Origin of the sequence: Streptomyces sp. NRRL B-24085 (genome assembly GCF_001282115.1) — a bacterium.
Lineage (GTDB): Bacteria > Actinomycetota > Actinomycetes > Streptomycetales > Streptomycetaceae > Streptomyces.
Genome location: NZ_LJBR01000297.1, coordinates 16,526 through 34,130 on the forward strand (window position 1 = coordinate 16,526; position 17,605 = coordinate 34,130).

General features: G+C 72.7%; 19 protein-coding genes. 3 read left to right on the forward strand and 16 right to left on the reverse strand.

Going from position 1 to position 17,605, the window contains the following annotated elements; all coding sequences use genetic code 11:
- Positions 1-12: 12 nt before the first annotated feature.
- From AOJ26_RS29020 to AOJ26_RS29045, 6 genes are all read right to left on the reverse strand, one after another.
- Positions 13-435 carry a PPOX class F420-dependent oxidoreductase gene (locus AOJ26_RS29020; protein ID WP_053851322.1) on the reverse strand — a complete coding sequence of 141 codons (423 nt, stop codon included), beginning with the start codon at positions 433-435 and terminating at the stop codon, positions 13-15.
- Between the two features lie 59 nt (positions 436-494).
- Positions 495-1,379: an NAD(P)-dependent oxidoreductase gene (locus AOJ26_RS29025; protein WP_053851323.1), complete on the reverse strand. Its 885-nt coding sequence runs from the start codon at positions 1,377-1,379 to the stop codon at positions 495-497.
- 4 nt (positions 1,380-1,383) lie between these two features.
- The gene (locus tag AOJ26_RS29030; protein WP_053851324.1) at positions 1,384-2,088 is read right to left on the reverse strand and encodes a tRNA-dependent cyclodipeptide synthase; all 705 of its coding nucleotides are present in this window, start codon (positions 2,086-2,088) and stop codon (positions 1,384-1,386) included.
- Positions 2,089-2,260: 172 nt separating this feature from the next.
- Entirely contained in the window at positions 2,261-3,583 is a 1,323-nt protein-coding gene (locus tag AOJ26_RS29035; protein WP_053851325.1) for an aldehyde dehydrogenase family protein, read from the reverse strand.
- A gap of 118 nt (positions 3,584-3,701) precedes the next feature.
- Positions 3,702-4,865, reverse strand: a complete 1,164-nt coding sequence (locus AOJ26_RS29040) for an RNA polymerase sigma factor (protein ID WP_234358692.1) — start codon at positions 4,863-4,865, stop codon at positions 3,702-3,704.
- A 5-nt stretch (positions 4,866-4,870) separates the two neighbouring features.
- Positions 4,871-5,227: a YciI family protein gene (locus AOJ26_RS29045; protein ID WP_053851340.1), complete on the reverse strand. Its 357-nt coding sequence runs from the start codon at positions 5,225-5,227 to the stop codon at positions 4,871-4,873.
- A 94-nt stretch (positions 5,228-5,321) separates the two neighbouring features.
- Between AOJ26_RS29045 and AOJ26_RS29050 the strand changes: the two genes are divergently transcribed.
- Complete coding sequence (locus AOJ26_RS29050; protein WP_053851326.1) at positions 5,322-6,368, forward strand: acyl-CoA dehydrogenase family protein; 1,047 nt, start codon at positions 5,322-5,324, stop codon at positions 6,366-6,368.
- Between the two features lie 126 nt (positions 6,369-6,494).
- On the opposite strand, the gene AOJ26_RS29055 is transcribed toward AOJ26_RS29050, so the two are convergent.
- From AOJ26_RS29055 to AOJ26_RS45275, 7 genes are all read right to left on the reverse strand, one after another.
- Positions 6,495-6,884, reverse strand: a complete 390-nt coding sequence (locus AOJ26_RS29055) for an antibiotic biosynthesis monooxygenase family protein (protein WP_053851327.1) — start codon at positions 6,882-6,884, stop codon at positions 6,495-6,497.
- Between the two features lie 167 nt (positions 6,885-7,051).
- Entirely contained in the window at positions 7,052-8,197 is a 1,146-nt protein-coding gene (locus tag AOJ26_RS29060) for an LLM class flavin-dependent oxidoreductase (RefSeq protein WP_053851328.1), read from the reverse strand.
- A 22-nt stretch (positions 8,198-8,219) separates the two neighbouring features.
- The gene (locus tag AOJ26_RS29065) at positions 8,220-9,404 is read right to left on the reverse strand and encodes an SfnB family sulfur acquisition oxidoreductase (protein WP_053851329.1); all 1,185 of its coding nucleotides are present in this window, start codon (positions 9,402-9,404) and stop codon (positions 8,220-8,222) included.
- 5 nt (positions 9,405-9,409) lie between these two features.
- Positions 9,410-9,964 carry an NADPH-dependent FMN reductase gene (gene ssuE, locus AOJ26_RS29070; RefSeq protein WP_053851330.1) on the reverse strand — a complete coding sequence of 185 codons (555 nt, stop codon included), beginning with the start codon at positions 9,962-9,964 and terminating at the stop codon, positions 9,410-9,412.
- A 60-nt stretch (positions 9,965-10,024) separates the two neighbouring features.
- The gene (locus tag AOJ26_RS29075; protein WP_053851331.1) at positions 10,025-11,242 is read right to left on the reverse strand and encodes an acyl-CoA dehydrogenase family protein; all 1,218 of its coding nucleotides are present in this window, start codon (positions 11,240-11,242) and stop codon (positions 10,025-10,027) included.
- A gap of 13 nt (positions 11,243-11,255) precedes the next feature.
- Entirely contained in the window at positions 11,256-12,365 is a 1,110-nt protein-coding gene (gene sfnG, locus AOJ26_RS29080) for a dimethylsulfone monooxygenase SfnG (RefSeq protein WP_053851332.1), read from the reverse strand.
- Positions 12,366-12,487: 122 nt separating this feature from the next.
- Entirely contained in the window at positions 12,488-12,571 is an 84-nt protein-coding gene (locus tag AOJ26_RS45275; protein ID WP_350284076.1) for a putative leader peptide, read from the reverse strand.
- A gap of 138 nt (positions 12,572-12,709) precedes the next feature.
- Here AOJ26_RS45275 and AOJ26_RS29085 point away from each other — a divergent pair, with 138 nt between their 5' ends.
- Positions 12,710-13,630, forward strand: a complete 921-nt coding sequence (locus AOJ26_RS29085) for a LysR family transcriptional regulator (protein ID WP_053851333.1) — start codon at positions 12,710-12,712, stop codon at positions 13,628-13,630.
- A gap of 38 nt (positions 13,631-13,668) precedes the next feature.
- Here AOJ26_RS29085 and AOJ26_RS29090 read toward each other — a convergent pair whose 3' ends face one another.
- From AOJ26_RS29090 to AOJ26_RS29100, 3 genes are all read right to left on the reverse strand, one after another.
- On the reverse strand, positions 13,669-13,857 hold the full coding sequence (locus AOJ26_RS29090) for a hypothetical protein (protein ID WP_007379835.1): 189 nt from the start codon (positions 13,855-13,857) through the stop codon (positions 13,669-13,671).
- Positions 13,858-13,910: 53 nt separating this feature from the next.
- Positions 13,911-15,977: an MMPL family transporter gene (locus AOJ26_RS29095; RefSeq protein WP_053851334.1), complete on the reverse strand. Its 2,067-nt coding sequence runs from the start codon at positions 15,975-15,977 to the stop codon at positions 13,911-13,913.
- A 136-nt stretch (positions 15,978-16,113) separates the two neighbouring features.
- Positions 16,114-16,617: a MarR family winged helix-turn-helix transcriptional regulator gene (locus AOJ26_RS29100; protein ID WP_053851335.1), complete on the reverse strand. Its 504-nt coding sequence runs from the start codon at positions 16,615-16,617 to the stop codon at positions 16,114-16,116.
- 105 nt (positions 16,618-16,722) lie between these two features.
- Here AOJ26_RS29100 and AOJ26_RS29105 point away from each other — a divergent pair.
- The coding region (locus AOJ26_RS29105) for an NAD(P)H-binding protein (protein WP_159044418.1) at positions 16,723-17,605 on the forward strand (883 nt) is incomplete at its 3' end.

Genomic DNA, 17,605 nt, shown 5'->3' on the forward strand with positions numbered 1-17,605 from the left:
ACGGGCTTGCCGTCAGCCTGCGGCCTGGTCGTTGTCCTTCATCTCGCCCCAGCCGTGCCAGCGCTCGACCTCGATCCAGGCGCTCACGCGGCCCCGGACCCTGTTCGGGTAGGGGCGGCCGCCGTAGTGGGTGGAGAGGCGGTCGATGTCGGTGAGGTCCTCGTCCTCGTACGTCTCGGTCACGCGGCCGATGAGCGTGATGTGCGTGTACCAGTCGTCGCCGGCCAGGACGGTGAGGGTCACCCGCGGGTCGCGGCGCAGGTGCTTCAGCCGGACCCGGCCCTCGTCCAGGTTGATCAGGACACGGCCGTCCTCCCAGAGGTACCAGGTCGGGGTCGACACCGGTGCTCCGTCGGAGCGCAGGGTGGCCATCACACAGGGGTTGGGGCGGCGCAGCAGTTCGACGGCCTCGGGCGGCAGCGGGGGCTTGGACATGGAGGTTCTCCTCGGGGTCGGGCGTTTCGGTCTCCGGGTCGGGTGGTCCGCTCTCGGCCTCAGGCCTTCTCGTCGAAGCTCGCGAAATAGGCGGCGGCCATGTCCTCGTCGCCGTGCCCCTGGGCGGCGGCCCGCTCGAAGCGCTCGGCACTGGCTTCGGCCACGTCCAGGCGGACTCCGCTCCGCTCGCCGGCCTCCACGATGAGCCGCGCGTCCTTGGCGGCGGTGGACACCGCGAACTGGGCCGGGGACAACCGGTCGTCGAGGACCAGGCCCGCCTTGGCCCGCAGGTAGCCCATGTCGAGGGGCCCGCCGTCGATGGCGTCGAAGAAGCCCTGCGGGTCCACGCCGAGGGCCTTCGCGAGGGCCAGGGCCTCGCCGGCCGCGTTGGTCACCGCGAGCACCCAGCTGTTGGCGACCAGCTTGAGCCGGGTCGCGCCGGCCTCGGCGCCGTCCTCGCCGGTCCACACCGTGCGGGCGCCGACCGCGTCGAACACGGGGGTGACGGCGGCGCGTCCGTCGACGGGTCCGGCCGCGAGGACCAGGAGCTGACCGGCCTCGGCGGGCTGCCGGGTGCCCAGGACGGGCGCGTCGAAGAAGACCAGCCGGTGCTCGCGGGCGAAGGCGGCCAGGTCGCCGATCGCCTCGATGCCGGCGGTGGTCGACTGCACCCACGCTGCGCCCGGGCGCAGCCCCTCGGCGGCCCGGCGCATGACGTCCAGGGTGGCGGGGCCGTCGTACAGCATGGTCAGGACGACGTCGGCGTCGCGGACCGCCTCGGCGGGACTGTCGGCGATCGCGACACCGTCCGCGGCGAGCGGCCGTGCCTTGTCCGGGCTGCGGTTCCAGGCGCGGACGGTATGTCCGGCGCGGGCCAGGTTGCGGGCCATCGCCGCACCCATGATGCCGGTGCCCAGGACGCTCACGGTGAGCTTGTCGTTCATGACGTCAACTCCATACGGGGTTACGGATGTTCTGTCGGCCACCGAGCTTGCCGGAACGGTTCCTACGAGTCCGGCCCGGGGTCATGGCGCGGGGAGGGGCTCCACGGTGACGAACCGCTGGGTGCCCAGGGAAGGGCAGCTCGCGGTCCAGGTGCTCTCCCCCGTCGGTCAGTTGGTCGGCGGTCGGGGTCCGGTCGGCGGGCATCAGGGGGCGCAGGGCGCCGGTGACCCTGCGGGTGCAGGTGGCGTGGAACGCGCGCTGCCCCTGGTGTGCGCGGCTGACGCGCGCGAAGGCGGCTGGGTGGGCCGGGTTGTCGTAGAAGTCGGAGAACTTCGCGCCTCCCGGTCGGGCCGGGTCGGTCCGTGCGGTGGTCACGGCGCGGGAGATCCGGTTGGCCGTCCGGCGCACGTCGCGGTAGGCGCGGGCGTGCCGGGGCTCGTAGCCGCGGCCGGGACAGGTGCAGGCGACGGTGCCGGTGCCGGGGTGGGCGACATCGACCCGTGTGAGGTGGGCGGCGGCCCGGGGCAGCAGCGCGACGAGCTGGTTCTCGGAGACGTAGCCGTTGCCCGGGCTGACCCCGAGGAACATCCGGTGTCCGTCGTCGACCAGGCCCGCGCAGCGCTCGGAGAAGCGCATAGCGAGGAAGCCGTTGCCCCGGCGGGCCGCGGTCGGGGGTGCCGAGGCGGTCGGCATCGCCCAGTCGTGCATCGGTGTTCCCCGTCTTCCGCGCAGGCAGTGCGCCGTGGTGCTCCGGTCGTCGGCATCGAGACTAGAAGCAAGCGGCGGTCCCGTCGGCCCACCGGGTGGGAAACCGCGCTGATGGCCCAGCAGGTCCCACCGGCCTGCCGGGCCCCGGCTCGCCGCGTGCCGCGTGCGGCGCCTAGCCGAGCGGCTTCTCCAGGACCGCCTTGCGGTGGCTGAAGGTCTCGATGGACCAGCGGCCGTGGTAGTTGCCCATGCCGCTCTCGCCGACTCCGCCGAACGGCAGGTCGGAGACGGTGAGATGGGCGAGGGGCAGCCCGAAGCCGAGGCCGCCGGAGGAGGTCTCCTCGGCGAAGCGGTCGCGGGTCGTCTCGGAGTCGGTGAAGACGTACAGCGCGAGGGGCTTGTCCCGGTCGTTGATGAAGTCGATGGCGGCGTCCGGTCCGGGCACGGTGACGATCGGCAGGATCGGGCCGAAGATCTCCTCCCGCATCACCGGGGAACCGGGGTCGACGTCGGCGAGGACGGTGGGCGCGATGTACTTGCCCGCACGGTCGCTCGTGCCGCCCACGACCGTGCGTCCCGAGTCGAGGAGCGCGGTGAGCCGGTCGAAGTGCCGTTCGTTGATGATGCGGCCGTACTCGCCGGAGTCGGCGGGGTCGCTGCCGTACAGCGTGTCGACGGCGTTCTTGAGCAGCGGCTCCAGGGCGGCCGCGGTCTCCGGGTCGGTGAGGACGTAGTCGGGGGCGACACAGGTCTGGCCAGCGTTGAGGAACTTGCCGCGGGCCAGGCGGTCGGCCACCACGGTGAGGTCGGCGTCGCGGTCGACGAACGCCGGGGACTTGCCGCCCAGTTCGAGGGTGACCGGGGTGAGGTGCTCGGCGGCGGCACGCAGGACGACACGGCCGACGGTGCCGTTGCCGGTGTAGAAGATGTGGTCGAAGCGCTCGGCCAGCAGGGCGGTGGTCTCCGGGATGCCGCCCTCGACGACGGCGACGGCGTCCGGGTCGAGGTGGGCGGGCAGCAGCCGGGCCAGGGCGGCGGAGGTGGCCGGGGCGAGTTCGCTGGGCTTGGCCACCACGGCGTTGCCCGCGGCGAGGGCGCCGACCACCGGGGCGAGCAGCAACTGGGCCGGGTAGTTCCAGGGGGCGATGACGAGGACCACGCCGAGCGGGTCGAACCGGGTCCAGGCGGTCGCGTCGGAGCCGAGGTGGGCCGGGACGGCGGCGGACTCGGGGCGCAGCCAGTCGGTGAGGTGGTCCAGGGTGTGGTCGATCTCGCGGATCGTGAAGTCGATCTCGGTGCGGAAGGCCTCGGTGGAGCTCTTGCCCAGGTCGGCGTGGAGGGCGGCGGCCAGCTCGGTGCCGTGCTCCGTGAGCATCTCGCGCAGTCGGCGCAACTGGGCCGTGCGCCACTCGACGGGCTTGGTGCGCCCGCTGCGGAACGTGGCACGCAGTCGGGCGACGACGTCGGCGGGCTGCTCGGGGGCGGGGTGGTTCACGGGTGCCTCGCTGGGGTGCGCGGGCCTTGCGGCCTGGGTCTCGACGGTCAGATGTATATTGCAACCTTTTCCCGGCCGGGCACATTCCCGGCCGCCCTCGGCACCTTCCGCGGCGAGGTCACAGCGAGCGGCGGCGGCGTTCGAGATAGGCGCGCTCCGCCGGGTTCCCGGTGAGCTCCGCGGCCTTCGCATAGGCGTCCGCGGCCTCCGTGACCCGTCCGAGGCGGCGCAGCAGGTCGGCCCGGACGGCGTGCAGGACGTGGTAGCCGTCGAGGTCCAGGTCGTCCACCAGGGCGAGGGCCCGCGCGGGTCCCTCGGTCTCGGCCACGGCCACAGCGCGGTTGAGGGCCACGACGGGGCTCGGCGCCACGGTCATGAGCTGGTCGTACAGCGTGCGGACCTGCTCCCAGTCGGTGGGCGCGTCGCTGTGGACGGCCTGGACGGCGGCCTGGATCTGGTACGGCCCCGGCCGGTTCCGGCGCAGGCACCGCCGGACGAGTGACTGCCCCTCGGCGACGAGAGCGCGGTCCCAGCGGGCCGGGTCCTGCTCGGACAGCGGTACGAGTGCGCCGTCGGCGTCCGTGCGGGTGGCCCGGCGGGACTCGACGAGCAGCATCAGCGCGAGCAGACCGGTGGCCTCGGGCTCGTCCGGCATCAGCTCGGTCAGCAGCCGGCCCAGGCGTACGGCCTCGGCACACAGTTCGGGGGCGCCGCCGTAGCCCTCGTTGAAGATGAGGTAGACGACGGCGAGCACCCCGTTGAGCCGGTCGGGGAGGTCGGCGTCGCGGGGGACGCGGTAGGGGATGCGGGCGTCGCGGATCTTGGCCTTGGCGCGGACGAGGCGCTGGGCCATCGTCGGCTCGGGGACCAGGAAGGCGCGGGCGATCTGCGCGGTGCTCAGGCCGCCGAGCAGCCGGAGGGTGAGGGCGACCCGGGCCTGGGGCGCGAGCGCGGGGTGGCAGCAGGTGAAGATCAGGCGGAGCCGTTCGTCGCGCACGGGGCCCTCCTCGGGCGGTGCGTCGGAGGCGTGCAGCAGGGCGGCCTCGGCGTGGCGGGCCGCCCGGGTGGACTCGCGGCGCAGCCGGTCGATCGCGCGGTTGCGCGCGGTGGTGATGATCCAGCCGGCCGGGCTGGGCGGCACACCGGTCTCCGGCCAGCGCCGCACGGCCGTGGTGAAGGCGTCCTGGACCGCTTCCTCGGCGAGGTCGATGTCGCCGAGGAAGCGGACGAGGACGGCGACCGCGCGACCGTACTCCTCGCGGAAGACGCCTTCGACGTCCAAGTCCGTCAGTCCTCGGACTCGTGCTGGAAGGGGCGCACCTCGATGGGCAGGGTGGTGGCCAGCGCCGCCTTGCGCCCCCATTCCAGGGCCGCGTCCAGGTCGGGTGCCTTCACGATGCAGATGCCGCCGAGCTGTTCCTTCCCCTCGGCGTACGGCCCGTCGGTGATCAGCACGTCCCCGTCGCGGGGCCGCAGCACGGTCGAGGCGTCGGGGCTGTGCAGTCCTCCGGCGAAGACCCAGGCCCCGGCCTCGCGGAGTTCCCGGTGGAAGACGTCGAGCCGCTCGCCGATCTCGGCCATCACCTCAGGGGCGGGCAGTTCGTCCCAGCCGGGCTGCATGACGTTGAGCAGGTAGTACTGCATGTCCATCTCCTCCTGTGAGTGTGTCTCACCTCCTACACGAACGGCACACCCCTGGATCGACACCGCGCGCGACGGGATCGGCAGAATCCTGTCCATGACCACCACCCGGCACCCATTGCTCGCCACCGCCCGTGCCCTCGCGGACGGCCTTCTCGCCCCGCACGCGGCGCGCGTCGACCAGGAGGGCGTGCCCGTGGGGCACCTCGACGCGATCCGGAGCTCGGGTCTTCTCGGGGTGAGCGCGCCGAGGGAGTACGGCGGCGCGGACGCCCCCGACGCGGTGGCACGGGAGGTCCAGGAGATCCTCGCCGGGGCGTGCTGCTCGACCTGGTTCGTGCAGACCCAGCACCACACGCCGGTACGCATGCTCGCGCAGTCCGCAGCGCCGGTCCGGGAGCGGCTGCTCGGGCCGCTCTCGACCGGCGAGTCGCTGGCCGGGATCGCCTACGCGCACGTCCGCGCCTTCCCCCGGGTGCCGGTGCGGGCGACGTCCGAACGGGGCGGCTGGCGGTTCGACGGCAGGGTGCCCTGGTACACGGGCTGGGGCCTGAACGACGTGATGCTGGTGGCCGGGGTGAGCGAGGCGGACGAGGTGGTGTTCGCGTTCACCGGGGCGCACGAGCAGCCGGGGCTGCGGGCGTCGGAGCCGATGCGGCTCGCGGCGCTCACCGCGGCCCGCACGGTCTCCCTGGAACTGGACGGGCTGTGGCTGCCCGGGGACGCGGTGGTGCTGCGCACCCCGCAGGAGAAGTTCGCCCTGCTGGACCGGCCCCGCAGCACCAACGCCTCCCCCGCCGTCTTCGGGGTGGCGTACGCGGCGCTCCAAGTGCTGGAGGACGCCGGGGAGTCCGGCACGGCGAGCGCTCTTCGCGAACGTCTCGACGAGGTGCGCGGGCAGGTGTACGACCTCGCCGGGCACCCCGTCCCCTACGAGCACGTCCCCGAACGACTCGCGCTCAAGACACGGTCGTACGACCTGATGCGCGCCGCCACGACCGCGGCCGTGGTGGCCGGCGGCGGCCGGGCCATGGGGCTCGACGCCACGGCCCAACGGCTGTTCCGCGAGGGGATGTTCCTGCTGGTGCAGGGCCAGACGAACGACGTCCGCCGCGCGCATCTGGACGCCTTGGCGCAGTTCTAGGGCAGGAGGCCGACGAGGTCGGTCGTGGGGGGTGCGCGGGCGCCCTCCTGGACGAGATGCCCGACGCCCGGGACGGCCGGGGCGACCGGATCACGGCCGGGCTCTCCGCGACCGCGCCGGCGCACCTCACCGGAGCCGCTGCGAAAGGTCCCGGTCAAGGGTTTCGGGACGGTCCTCGGGCAGACGGGTGAACCTGTGGGCGCGCTCGACCCTGGCCACGTGCAGTGCGAAGGAGGCGTACCACCGCTCGCGTCCCCGTGCCCGGGCCAGGGTGTGCTCCGCGTGCTCCCGCCAGGCCGAGATCGACTCCTCGTCCCTCCAGTACGACACCGTGATCCCCAGACCGTTCGCCCCGCGCGCGGAGTCGACCCCGAGAAACCCCGGCTGGTCGGCGGCCAGCTGGAACAGCCGCTCGTCGGTCTCCGCGTAGCCGTGGTCGCCGGGGGTCCGCACGGCGGTGAACACCACGGCGTAGTAGGGCGGTTCGGGCAGCGTCGCGGGCGAGGGGCGGGGCAACGGAGGTCCTCCTACGGGCTACGGGTGACACCGGCGGTCTCGTCCCGAACGATCTCGCGCGTCCGGCCCACCCCACAACCCCGCCCTTCCGGTTCGCCCCCCCGCTCGCAGCTCGCGAACACAGGCGGCTCCGGCCTTCGGCTCGCGAACACACGCGGCTCCGGCCTTCAGCTCGCGAACGGCACCTGCGCCGAAGGCGCCGCCTGGGTGCCGAAGGGGTGCTGCCACAGGCCCTGGGCGGCGAGCCGCGGCAGGACGCCCTCGCCGAACCAGTACGCCTCCTCCAGATGCGGGTATCCGGAGAGCACGAACTCGTCGATCCCGAGGGCGTGGTACTCCTTGATCCGCTCGGCCACCTCGTCATGGCTGCCGACCAGCGCGGTGCCCGCGCCGCCGCGCACCAGGCCGATGCCGGCCCACAGGTTGGGGTGGATCTCCAGTCCGTCACGGCTGCCGCCACCGTGCAGGGCGAGCATCCGCTGCTGCCCCTCCGACTCGCTGCGGGCGAGCCCCGCCTGCACCGACCTGACCGTCTCGGGGTCGAAGCCCGCCAGGAGGCGGTCGGCCTCGGCCCAGGCCTGCTCGGAGGTGTCCCGGGTGATGACGTGCAGCCGTATCCCGAAGCGCAGGGTGCGGCCCTGCCCGGCCGCCAGGCCGCGGATCCAGGCGATCTTCTCGGCGACCTGCGCGGGCGGTTCGCCCCAGGTGAGGTACACGTCGGCGTGCCGGGCGGCGACCTCCCCGGCGGCGGGCGAGGATCCGCCGAAGTAGACCTCGGGCACCGGGTCGGGCACCCGCGCCAGCTTCGCGTCCTCGACCTGGAGGTGCTCGCCGTGCAGGTCGACGGTCTTGCCCTCCCACAACCCCCGTACCACCTCCAGGAATTCACCGGTACGGCGGTAACGGGCGTCCTTGTCGAGGAAGTCCCCGTAGGCCCGCTGTTCGTGGCTCTCCCCGCCGGTGACCACGTTGAGCAGCAGCCGTCCCCCGCTGTGCCGCTGGAAGGTGGACGCCATCTGCGCGGCGAGCGTCGGGGAGACGAAGCCGGGCCGGAAGGCGACCAGGAACTTCAGTCGTTCGGTGTGCCGGCTGACCATCGCGGTGGTCAGCCACGCGTCCTCGCACCAGGCGCCGGTGGGGGTGAGCGCCCCCTCGAAGCCCAGGTCCTCGGCCGCGCGGGCGATCTGGCTGAGGTAGCCGACCGTCGGCGGCCGGTCCCGTCCGGACACGGTGGCGGGCGTGCCGTGACCGCCGCCCACGACGTGGCGGCTGTCGCCGTTGGTGGGCAGGAACCAGTGGAAGGTGAGGGACACGTGGGTCTCCGTTCGGGTGTCTCTAGAGGAGGCCGTGGCGGGGCGGCCGGGTGCCGTTGAGCACGTACCGGCCGATGTGCTGGATCTTCCAGCGGGTCGGGTCGTGCAGGGTGTGGGTGCGGGCGTCACGCCAATACCGGTGCAGATTGAGGGAGTTGAGCGCGGAACGGGTGCCGGACACCTCGAACAGCGCGCCGGCCACGCCCACCGCGGCCTGGGCCGCCTGCACCTTGGCCACGGCCACGGCGACGGACGCCTCGGCCGCCGAGTCGTCGGTGAGGTCGGCGCGGGCCGTGTCGACGGCTCGGGCCGCCTCCCTCAGCAGTGCCTCGGACGCCCGCACCGGGAGGGCGAGTTCACCGAAGCGCTGGATCAGCAGGGGATCCTCGGCCGCCGTGTCGGCTCCGCTCTCGAACCACGGCCGGCTCTTCGTCCGGACGAACTCCGCCGCCTCCGCGAGCGCGCCCCCGGCGATCCCGGTGTCGATGGCAGCGTGCAGCAACTGGGCCACGGCTCCGTGGAGTTGGGGACCCTCGAAGGTGAGGTGGTGGGGCAGAACCCGGTCGGCGGGGATCTCGACGCCTTCGAGCCGGACGGTGCCGCTGGCGGTCGTGCGCTGGCCGAGGCCGTCCCAGTCGTCGATCACCGTGACACCGGGGGCGTCCTGGGGGACGTAGGCGACGTGCAGCTTGTCGTCCTCGGCGCGGGCCAGCACCGGGATCCAGTCCGCGAACAGGGCGCCGGTGCTGTAGTGCTTGACGCCGTCGAGGCGGTAGGAGCCGTCCGGGCGCGGGTGCAGGCGGGTGCGGATGTCCTGGACGTGCCTGGTGCCCGCTTCCGACTGCGCGTTGCCGAAGCGGCGGCCGGCGAGCAGTTCGGCGAAGAAGAACTTCCGCTGCTCCTCGGTGCCCTGACGGCGAATCACGTTGGCGTACACGAAGTGGCTCTGCGGGATCTGGGCGAGGCTCGCGTCGGCCGCGCCGAGCAGCCGGAAGATCTCGGCGAGGGTGGCCGCGCCCACGTCCGCTCCCCCGTGCTCGGCGGGGACGGTGACGGCAAGCAGACCCGACGCGGAGAGGCGGTCCAGCTCCGCGCGCGGCAGCCGGCGTTCGGCGTCCCTGGCGGAGGCGCCCGCACGGAACTCCCCGGCGAGCGACGCGGCGACCGCGAGGGCCTCCGCGTCGTCGGCGATCACATGGGCGGTCATGTTCCTCAGCCCGCCGCCGCCAGGACCGGGCGCCTTCCCAGCGCGGTCGAGAACTGGTCGACGACCTGCGCGAGCGCCTCGGTCGCCACCGGCGCCACGCTCAGCGCGCCGTCCTCGTGCACGGTGATGTCCTTGTCGAGGGTGAACCAGCCCTGCACGATGTGGGCCGCGCCCATGGAGCTGAGGACGGGCCGCAGGGCGTAGTCGATGGCGAGGACGTGGGCGGTGGAGCCGCCGGTGGCCAGCGGCAGCACGGTCTTGCCGGCCAGGGCGTACTGCGGGAGCAGGTCCAGGAGCGCCTTGAGGACTCCGGAGTACGACGCCTTGTAGACGGGGGTGCCGACGACGACCCCGTCGGCGCGCGCGAACAGTTCGGTGGCCTCGACGATCGCCGGGTGGGTGAAGTCGGCGCCGAGCAGGGCCTCGGCGGGGATCGTGCGGACGTCGAGCGGGATCACCTCGTGGCCCTGGGCGGCGAGGCGCCGGTCGAGGTGGCGCAGCAGCCGGTTGGTGCGCGAGGAGGCGGAGGGGCTGCCGGAGACGGACAGGACGGTGGCCATGGGGTCCTCTTTCGGGAGGAGGGGCGCCCCCGGTTCAGGAGGGGGCGCCCCGCGGGACGGTCAGGAGTACCAGGTGGGTTCGGGCAGTTCTCCTTCGAGGACCCACCGGCCGACCTCGCGCCGCTTGTAGGCGACCGGGTCGTGCAGGGTGTGGGTGCGGACGTTGCGCCAGAACCGGTCCAGGCCCTCCGAGGTGGCCGTGGAGCGGGCTCCGGTCACCTCGAAGATCCGGTTGGTGATCTCCAGGGCCACGTCGGTGGCGCGGGCCTTGACGGCGGCGACCCGGACCTCGAAGTCGCCGCGTGCCTCCTCGGTGACCGCGTCGGGGTCGTCGTGCAGCTTCTGCCCCTCGGCGGCGACGGCGTCGGCGAGGGCCTCGGCCGCCCAGAGCTTGGCGGTGAGGTCGCCGTAGGTGTCGATGACGTAGGGCTCGTCGACCGCGCGCTCGAATCCGCCGTGCAGCCAGGAGCGGGACTTCTCGCGGGTGTAGGTGGCCGCCGTCTCGAGCGCGCCGCCCGCGATGCCGAGGTAGAAGTTGACGAAGACCAACTGGATGGTGGGCACGTTGAGGGTGTTGTAGACGCGGGGCTGGAACACCTTGTCGACGTATCCGGCGGCGCTCGACCACGGGGTGCGGACGCCGTCGAGGGTGACGCCGCCGCTCTCGGTGAGGCGCTGGCCGATGTTGTCCCAGTCGTCGTGGAAGGTGAGGCCCGCGGAGTCGGACGGCACGATGGCGAAGACGTGCTGGTCGGTGCCTTCCAGGACGCCTTCGAGGACGGTGACGTCGGAGACCTTGCTGCCGGTGGAGAAGGTCTTGCGGCCGGTGTAGACGAGGTCGTCGCCGTCCTCGGTGACGACGACGTCCTGGTCGCGCGGGTTGACCGCGCCGCCGAAGAACCAGCGGCCCCGGGATGCCTCGGCCTCCACGTGCTCCCACTGCTCCCGGGTGCCGACCAGGCGGGCGGCCCAGAACCACAGGTAGTGGTAGCCGAGGAGCTGGCCCACGGAGCCGTCGGCCTTGGCGATCTCGCGGACGACCCGGTAGGCGGTGGTCCAGTCCTGGCCCGCGCCGCCGTGCTCGGTGGGGCCGAGGAGGGTGACGAGGCCGGCGTCCTTGAGGAGCCGCACCTCGGCGTACGGGGTGGCGCCCGCGCGGTCCCGGGCGGCGGCGTCGGTGGCCAGGACGGCGGCGACCTCGGCGGCTCGGGAGATCCAGTCCTGCGCGGTGGCGGGGGCGGGGCGGGTGTGCCAGTCGGTGTTCGTGACGGTGCTCATGTCGGTGGCCTCCTCAGACCTGGGCGGGGACGGACTCGGGGAGCTGGGCCTCCAGTTCGCGCACCAGCGGCAGCACGCGCTCGCCGAAGTACTCGACCTCCTCGTGGTAGTGCAGGAAGCCGAGCAGGAGGAGGTCGACGCCGAGCTTCCGGTAGGCGACGATCCGCTCGGCGATCTGCTCAGGGGTGCCGATGAGGCCGGTGCGGAAGCCGTCGTTGTACTGGACGAGGTCCTCGAAGGTGGAGTCCTGCCACATGCCCTTCTTGTCGCCGGTGGACTGTCCGGCCTGCTTCACCGCGGCGCCGAATCCCTCGACGGCCTCGTGGTCGGCCTTGGCGACGATCTCCCGGAGCGTGTCGCGGGCCTCGGCCTCGGTGTCGCGGGCGATGAGGAAGCCGTTGAGGCCGAACTTCGGTGCCGTGCGGCCGACTTCGGCGGCGGACTTGCGGACGTCGGTGATCTGCTCGACGACCCCGTCGAAGTCCCTGCCGTTGGAGAAGTACCAGTCGGAGACCCGCCCGGCCATGGCGCGGGCGGCGGTGGAGTTGCCGCCCTGGAAGATCTCCGGATGCGGCCGCTCCTCGGTGTTGAGGGGCTTGGGCTTGAGGGAGAAGTCGCGCAGTCGGTAGAAGTCGCCGGCGAGTTCGGCGTGGTCCTCCGTCCAGATCTTCCTGAGGGCGGTGATGAACTCCTCGGAGCGGCGGTACCGCTCGTCGTGCTCCAGCCAGGGCTCGCCGAGGGCGGTGAACTCGCCCTTGAACCAGCCGGAGACGACGTTCACGGCGAAGCGGCCCCGGGAGAGGTGGTCGGCGGTGGCACCGAGCTTGGCGAGGACGCCCGGGTGCCACAGTCCGGGGTGGACGGCGGCGATGACCTTGAGGCGCTGGGTGGCGAGCAGCAGGGCGAGGCTGAAGCTGGTCGACTCGTGCTGGTACTCGGCGCCGTAGCTGGCCATGTAGCGGACCTGGCTGAGGGCGTAGTCGAAGCCGTTGTTCTCGGCGAGCACGGCGAGTTCGCGGTTGTAGTCGTAGCCCCAGTCGGTGCGCTGCTCGATCTTGCTGGTGACGAGTCCCCCGCTGACGTTGGGGACCCAGTAGGCGAATTGCACGGGCGCGGCAGGCATGCGTGACTCCTGTTGCGGAATGTTTTCGAGCACGCCGAATTCAAGGAATGTGCGGGCGCACGGAATTCAGGCGTGAAAACTCTCGGTAGGAGAGGAAAGCGCGGCGGATCGCGGGAGGTTGATCAGGCCGCGGCGCGACAGGAGGCGCTGGAGACGCGTGCGAGGTCGACATGGCGTCGCCGCGTGAGGTCCAGTCGCATCTTCATGGAGTCGATCGTGACAGCCGGTGTCGAGAGGCGTCAAGGAAAACCCGACCGGTCTCGTATCGCGGACCATTGAATTTCACGAACGTGTGACAGGGAAACCCTTGAACGTGCCGTGCGGCGGCCCGCATTCTGCTGGGCGTGCGAACGGAACAACTGGAATACATTGCGGCGGTGACCCGGCTCGGTTCACTGCGCCGGGCGGCGGAGGAACTGCGCCTGTCACAGCCCGCGCTGAGTGAGACCGTGCGCAATCTGGAGCGGGAGCTCGGGGTCGACCTGCTGGAGCGCAAGCGGTCCGGGGCGACGATGAGCGCGGAGGGCCGGGAGCTGCTGCCGCACATCGTCGGGGTGCTGGAGGCGGTGGACCGGCTGCGGGCGGCGGCGGGCGAACAGCACCGCGTCAGCCGTATGGTCCGCGTCGGCACGGTGAACGCGGCGACCGTGCCGCTGCTGATTCCGGCGGTCGAGGATTTCCGGGCCGCCCATCCGGTCACGCAGGTGGAGGTGGTCGGCGCGCAGCAGACGGAGATCCAACGGGCCCTGTCCGAGGGCGCGTTCGACCTGGGGCTGGTCAACCACCTGGACGGCGACGACACGCCCGCCGGTCACGAGTCCACCCAGCTGCTGCACGGGCGGCCGGTGGTGTGCCTGCGCCCGGACAGTCCGCTGGCCGCGCGGGAACGTGTGGCGGTGGAGGATCTGCTCGCCCAGCCGTTGATCGCCATGCGCACCGGCTATGTCATGCACCGCTTCGTCCACCGGCTGCTGGACGGGCGCGGGCCGGCCTTCGCGTACTCCACCGACGGAGCCGAGATGGGCAAGCTGATGGTGGCCGAGGGGCTGGGGGTGACCGTGCTGCCGGACTTCAGCGTGGTCGGTGATCCGCTGGAGCGTCGGGGCACGATCACCCACCGGCCGATCGAGGGCGACTCGACCCGGGTGCTGCTGATGCTCCAGCGCCGCAGGGCCGAGTCCGTACCGCGGGCCGCCCGGGACCTGCACGAAGCGTTCGTGCGCCGGGCCGGCCGTCTGGGCGGGACGCTCACGCCGCCCGGCTGACCCTCCCGTTCAGCCGTCCCGCCCGGGGGCCCCTGTGTTCAGTCCTCGTCCCGCCCGGGGACCACCACGAGGAACGCGTCGGACTTGAGATCCATCACCACGGTCGCCGGTTCACCCTGCGCCCGCCTCTGCGCCGCGTACTCCTCTGCCGGCCACGATCCGCGCGGAGCTCCCGCTGGAAACCGCTCCAACACCTTGGCGCTCATAGCGGCAGACACCTCCAACATCGCTGACGAACCGTCTCGTACCTGTGCGGTTGCCCGGGATTCGGGCGTACATGTCACGCCTTCCCGGTTTCCGGGACAGCGGTCGGCCACCACGCCCGGGCCCCGATGTCCCGCACCAGCGCGGGCACGAGCAGGGACCGGACGACCAGTGTGTCGAGCAGGACACCGAAGGCGACGATGAAGGCGATCTGGGCGAGGAAGGCCAGCGGGATCACCTCGAGGGCGGCGAAGGTGGCGGCCAGCACCACGCCGGCGGAGGTGATGACCCCGCCGGTGGTGACCAGACCGCGGGCCATGCCCTGCCGCACGCCGTGCCGCAGGGACTCCTCGCGGACCCGGGACATCAGGAAGATGTTGTAGTCGACGCCGAGGGCGACGAGGAACACGAACCCGTACAGCGGCACGGAGGGGTCGGTGCCGGTGAAGCCGAGGACATGGCGGAACACCAGGGCCGAAACACCCAGCGTGGTGAGGAAGTTGAGGGCCACGGTCGCCACCAGCAGCACGGGCAGCAGCAGCGACCGCAGCAGGACGACCAGGATCAGCAGGATGATCGCGAGGACCACGGGGACGATGAGGGCGCGGTCGTGCTGCGCGGTGCGCAGGGTGTCGTACTGCTGAGCCGTGTACCCCCCGACGAGGGCGTTCGCGTCCGGCACCCCGTGCAGGGCGGTGCGCAGCCGCGCGACGGTCTCCTTGGCGGTGTCGCTGTCGGGGGCGGCGGTGAGGGTCACGTCGACGCGGACCCGTCCGTCGACGACCAGCGGATCGGCGCCGGGGCGGCCGGAGGCGCTCGCCGGCGTGGCCGAGGCGACCCCTTCGGTCCTGCGTGCCGCCCGGACGACCTCGGTGACCCGGTCGGCGTCGGCGACGACCACGGCGGGGTTGCCCGAGCCTGCCGGGAAGTGCCGGCTCAGGGTCTGCTGGGCGGCCACCGAGGGGGCGTCGTCGACGAAGGTCTCGTCGAGGGGCACGCCCTTCGAGGTGAGAGCGGGAGCGAAGGCGGCACCGGCCAGCAGGGCGACGAGGGTGACCGCCCAGACCTTGCGCGACGCCCGGTCGACGAGCGCGGCGACCCGGTGCCAGACGCCCTCGCGGTGGTCGTCGACCGGGCGCGGGCGGGCGGGCCAGTAGGCGGCGCGGCCCAGCAGGGCGAGGGCGGCGGGCAGGAAGGTCAGGGAGGTCAGGACGGCGCAGGCGATGCCGATGGCGCCGACCGGACCGAGGGCGCGGTTGTTCGTGAGGTCGCTCAGCAGCAGGGCGAGCAGGCCGAGCGCCACCGTGGCCGCGCTGGCGACGATCGCCGCCCAGGACTGCCGCAGGGCCGCCCGTGCGGCGGTGAACCGGTCGGTGTCGCGGGCGAGTTCCTCGCGGTAGCGGGCGGTGAGCAGCAGGGCGTAATCGGTGGCCGCGCCGATCACGAGGATGGAGAGGATGCCCTGGACCTGCCCGTCGACGCGGACGACGTCGTGGTCCGCCAGCGCGTACACGACGGCGCAGGCGACACCTAGGGCGAAGACCGAGCCGAGGATGATCACCAGCGGCAGGAGCACGCTGCGGTACACCAGCAGCAGGATGACCAGGACGACGGCCAGCGCGACGGCGAGGAGCAGTCCGTCGATGCCGGCGAAGGCGTCGGACAGGTCGGCCTGGGTGGCGGCCGGTCCGGCGAGCTGGACGGTCGTTCCGGGCACACGCTCGGCGGCGGATCGTATCCGTTCGAGGGCGTCGGGGAGGGTGTCACCGAGGTCGGGGCGCAGCGGGACCACGCCTTCGAGCGCCTTCCCGTCCTCCGAGGGGATCGCGGGCGACACCTCGCCGGTGACTCCCGGTGCGTCGGCGAGGGAGGTGAGCGCCCGGTCGGCGTCGGCCTTGCGGTCGGCCACCGCGCCGCCGGTCCAGACGACGATCACGGGCAGGGTCTCGTTCTGCCGGAACCTCTTCTGCTCGGCGATGACCGCGGTCGACTCCGCGCTGCGCGGCAGGAAGGCCGCCTGGTCGTTGGTCGCGACCTCGCCGAGACGGCCCGCGAAGGGGCCGAGGGCGCCTCCGGCGACGAGCCAGAGCGCCAGCAGGAGGAGCGGGAGGAGCACACGGGTGCGGCGGGCGGCGGGGGACATCGGTCTCCTGGGTTCGCGGACATGTAACTCGATGAAAAACAATCTCAATCATTGAGTTACATCGTGTCGGTGATCGTAGACGACGCCTGTGCTTCCCCCGTCACCCGGTCGGCGGATGCGCCCGCGGCGGGCGGAATCAGCTGCCGGCGGGCCGCGCGGCGGACAGTTCCTCGTTCAGCGCTTCGAGGAAGCGCACCACCACGGTCAGTTCCTGCTCGCCGAAACGGGAGCGGGCGGCCTCGGTCGCCTCGGCCAGCGGACGGAAGTACGACCGCGCGGCCGCACGGGCCTCCGGTGCGTAGCGCAGGTGCACGACCCTGCGGTCCGCGCTCTCCCGGACCCGGCGGATGTGGCCCGCCCGCTCCAGCCGGTCCACGCACGCGGTCACCGCGCCCGAGGTGAGCCCGAGGTGGCGGCGCAGCCCGCCGGGTGTCATCGGCTCCTCCGCGTCCATGATCGCGGCGAGCGCCTGGATGTCGGTGGCGTGCAGACCGTGGTCACCGGCGAAACCCTGCACGAGGCGGTTGATCTCGCCGTTCATGCGACGCAGCCGTACGGCGAAGGCGTACAGGTCGGTCGGCGTCCCGCCCGCGCCGGACTCCGGTCGCTCGTCCTGTTCCCGCTGGTTCGCTGTGGCCACGTGATCAGCGTATAGAAGCGCCGCACTCCCGCGGCCCCGGCCCGCATCCGAACCGGACCCGGCCGTCGAAGTGATCAGCAGGGGCGACAGGAAGGGCGGAGCGCGATGGAGCACGACGACACGCGCGCGGGACTGCGTTGTCTGGTGACCGGTGCCACGGGGTACATCGGCGGACGCCTGGTCCCCGAGCTGCTGGACGCGGGTCACCGTGTACGGTGTCTGGCCCGCTCCCCCGACCGGCTGCGCGACCATCCCTGGGCCGGCCGGGCCCAGGTGGTCGCCGGTGACGTCACCGACGCCGCCTCCGTCGCCCGGGCCCTGGACGGGGTGGACGTGGCGTACTACCTGGTGCACGCGATGGGTTCGGGCAAGGACTTCGAGGAGACCGACCGCCGGGCCGCCCGGATCTTCGCCGAGCAGGCCCACGCAGCGGGTGTGCGGCGGATCGTGCACCTCAGCGGGCTCACCCCGGCGGGCGTGCCCGGGCACGAGCTCTCGCCGCACCTGCGGTCCCGCGCGGAGGTGGCCCGCATCCTGCTCGACTCGGGGGTCCCGGCGACGATCCTGCGCGCCGCCGTCGTCATCGGCTCGGGTTCCGCCTCCTTCGAGATGCTGCGCTACCTGACCGAACGCCTGCCCGTGATGGTCACCCCGAGCTGGGTGCACACCCGCATCCAGCCCGTGGCGGTCCGCGACGTGCTGCGGGCCCTGGTCGCCGGCGCCACCATGCCGCCGGACGTCGACCGGGCCTTCGACGTGGGCGGGCCCGAGGTGCTGACGTACCGGCAGATGATGCTGAGGTACGCGGCGGTCGCCGGGCTGCCGCGCCGGGTCATCCTTCCGGTGCCGGTCCTCACCCCCGGGCTCTCCAGCCACTGGGTGGGGCTGGTGACACCGGTGCCCGCCTCGATCGCCCGGCCGCTCACCGAGTCGCTGCGGCACGAGGTGGTCTGCCACGAGAACGACATCTCCCGCCATCTCCCCGGCC